This is a genomic window from Pseudomonas sp. P5_B2, assembly GCF_056400445.1.
Genome location: NZ_JBFULH010000532.1, coordinates 1 through 2,838 on the forward strand (window position 1 = coordinate 1; position 2,838 = coordinate 2,838).

General features: G+C 58.4%; 2 protein-coding genes. One reads left to right on the plus strand and one right to left on the minus strand.

The window, feature by feature from the left end:
- A partial coding sequence (locus AC1DRJ_RS23505; protein WP_477804258.1) for an MAPEG family protein occupies nucleotides 1–412 on the plus strand: 412 nt, incomplete at its 5' end.
- A 602-nt stretch (nucleotides 413–1,014) separates the two neighbouring features.
- Here AC1DRJ_RS23505 and AC1DRJ_RS23510 read toward each other — a convergent pair.
- Nucleotides 1,015–2,805, minus strand: a complete 1,791-nt coding sequence (locus AC1DRJ_RS23510; protein WP_477804259.1) for a SulP family inorganic anion transporter — start codon at nucleotides 2,803–2,805, stop codon at nucleotides 1,015–1,017.
- Nucleotides 2,806–2,838 lie beyond the last annotated feature (33 nt).

The following is a 2,838-nucleotide window of genomic DNA, read 5'->3' on the forward strand; positions in this document are numbered from 1 at the left end:
GCCGATGTGGATGCTGCTCGGGTTTGCGAGCTGGACTTTGCTGTTGTTGATGGCCACCGTCGGCGTTTATCGCTGGGTCGCCATCCTGTTCTCGAATGTGCCGATCGCCTCGTTCCGCAACGATCAGCTCGAAGGCGAGGATTGGTATCGGCGCGGGACACGAGCACACGCCAACTGTGTGGAAAATCTGCCGGTCTTTGGCGTGATCGTGTTCGTGATATCGGCCTTGGGTGTCAACGGCCCTGCGGTGGACTACTTGTGCACATTCGTCCTGATCGCTCGCGTGTGCCAGTCCTTGGTACACGTATCCCATGTGCAAACCGATACGTTCGTTGCGATTCGGTTTAGCTTCTTTTGCGTTCAGCTGGTCTGTTTTCTCGCGCTCATTGTGATAGTCGCTTATTACGGCTAAGCAGGCGCCCAAGCACATCGAGCGGACAAATAAAGGTGTCCGCTCGATGTCTTGATGCAGTCGTGCTGCCTTGACCGTTATCGGTAAACACTGCCCCTCTGGCGGACGACAGTGGGATAAACCTCAACGATCAATATTTGATGTCCCGAGCGGTGCTGCGCGTGTCCTGCTTGCTGCTGCGCTTGTCCTGGCGACAGKYWGCATTGCTCTTGTCATTGTCCTTTCTGCAATCGTRCTTKGTWYKCCGTGCRTCGGAGCGCCCTGTTTGCCTCGTATCCCGYGCTTCACGCCGTTGTGATCCCTGCTCGGTCGCRTAMGCCGGTACCGAGACSCACTGCACACYCGCGGCGACAACCAGTGTCGCYAGSGCCATCAAGAAGTGCTTGCGAATCATGATGTTCCTCCAGTTCAAAAACGCTCAGTCGGCTCGCTCGCCCATCAGTTCGCTCACCAAGGATGTTCAGGTGACATTGCTCTTACCGTGTTTACTCATTCGCCACAAAAACTTTTGTGGCGCCTGAAATCTGACGATAGGAGCACCCAGGCATTCCTGCAAGGGCGTCAGTCGTTGATAGCCGCCAAACGCCTGTAATTCCACCGCATCACTGAGACTCGTCCTGACGTTTGGCCCCCTCAACAGGATAGGTCGCGAGGTAGCTGTTGACCGCGGTACCTAACGTCGGAAAAAACGCGTTTTCGCCAAACTGCGTGAAGAGCCCGAATCGCTTCAGTTTGTCCTTCACCGGGTCTTTCATCTCGGCCAGGCACAACTCGATGCCCGCCGCGCGCAAGGTTTCATCCAGTTCGGCCAACATGTCGGCAGAGGTCACGTCCACACTGGTCATAGGCTCCGCCGCAACGACCACCCAGCGTACCGGCGTAGGCGATGAAGCCACCGCGTTCAGCACCCGCTCATTGAACAGCTCGGCGTTGGCGAAAAACAAAGGCGCATCCCAGCGAAAAAGGACCAGCCCGGGCAGGAGTCGTGCGTCAGGAAAACGATTGATGTCATGGTAGCCCTGAAGGTCCTCGACACGCCCCAACACCGTGGAATACGGCCTCCAGCCATCCCACAGGAATTCAATCACCGCAAGCACAATGGCCAGGGCAATCCCCTCGATTGCACCAAACACCGCGACACCGACGGTGCAGGCGATGGACAACCAGAACTCCCACTGCTGAATGCGATAGATGCGTCGCAGATCCGTGATCTCGATCAAGCCGATAGCCKATGCAATCACCACCGCCGCCAGCGCGCTGTTGGGCAGGTCCTGCAACAGGTTCGGTGCCACCATCAGCAGCAAGGCCACAGCCAGCGCTCCGACGACGCCAGACAATTGGGTTTTTGCGCCTGCGGCCTCGGCCACCGGCGTGCGTGACGAACTGCTGCTGATCGGAAAACCCTGGAAAAAACCGGCGGCCAGATTGGCGACGCCGAGCCCCACCATCTCCTGATTCGGATCAACATACATGCGCGAACGCGCTGCATAAACTCGCGAGAGCACGCTGGTATCGGCGAACGAGACAAGCGCGACGGCGAAGCCGCCGATCAGGATCGGCACAATATCTTCGCGAGTGATCCAGGGAATGGCAAACGCAGGCATACCCTGTGGAAGCGTGCCGAGGATCGATACGCCGAACCTTGTGCCAAGGTCCAACACACCGACGGCGATGGTTGCCCCTGCCACGGCGATCAAAATACCCGGAATGCGTTTGTGCCCCTTGAGCAACATGATAACCACCAACGTGGCGGCACCGACGGCGAACGCGACCCAGTTGGTTTTTCCCTCCAGCACCGCAGTGATGATCGCCCACATGTTTCTCAGCGGGCCGTCGGACTCGATCTTGAAGCCGAAAAACTTGGGCAGTTGGCTGATCAATACGGTCAGCGCGATCCCGTTCATGTACCCGTAGCGAATAGGTTTGGAGAGTAGCTCTGTGATGAAGCCCAGGCGTGCCAAGCCGGCCAGGATGCAGACCACCCCCGACACAATCGCCATCATTCCCGCCAAGGCGACGGCGCGATACGGATCGCCGCCCGACAGTGGCAGGATCACCGCAAGAATGACGGCAGCCAGCGAAGAATCCGGCCCCAGCACCAAAATCCGGCTCGGCCCGAACAACGCATAAGCCAGCAACGGAATGATCGTCGCATAGAGACCGTAGATGCCCGGTACGCCCGAGGCCACCGCGTAGGCTATACCCACTGGCACCAGCATCGTAGTCAGGACGAGTCCGGCGACGATGTCATTTCGCAACCAGCCTATTTGATAGGTGAGCAGCGTGTTCAGCCCCGGCAGCCAGCGGCGCCAGCTCTTCTGATCGGCGCCGGCTACCCGATGTGCAATACGGCCCGGTTCCGGGGCAGACGGTACAGAATTCGAATCGCTCATAGACCTGTAACCCCTTGGCGTATAGTGCGTAAT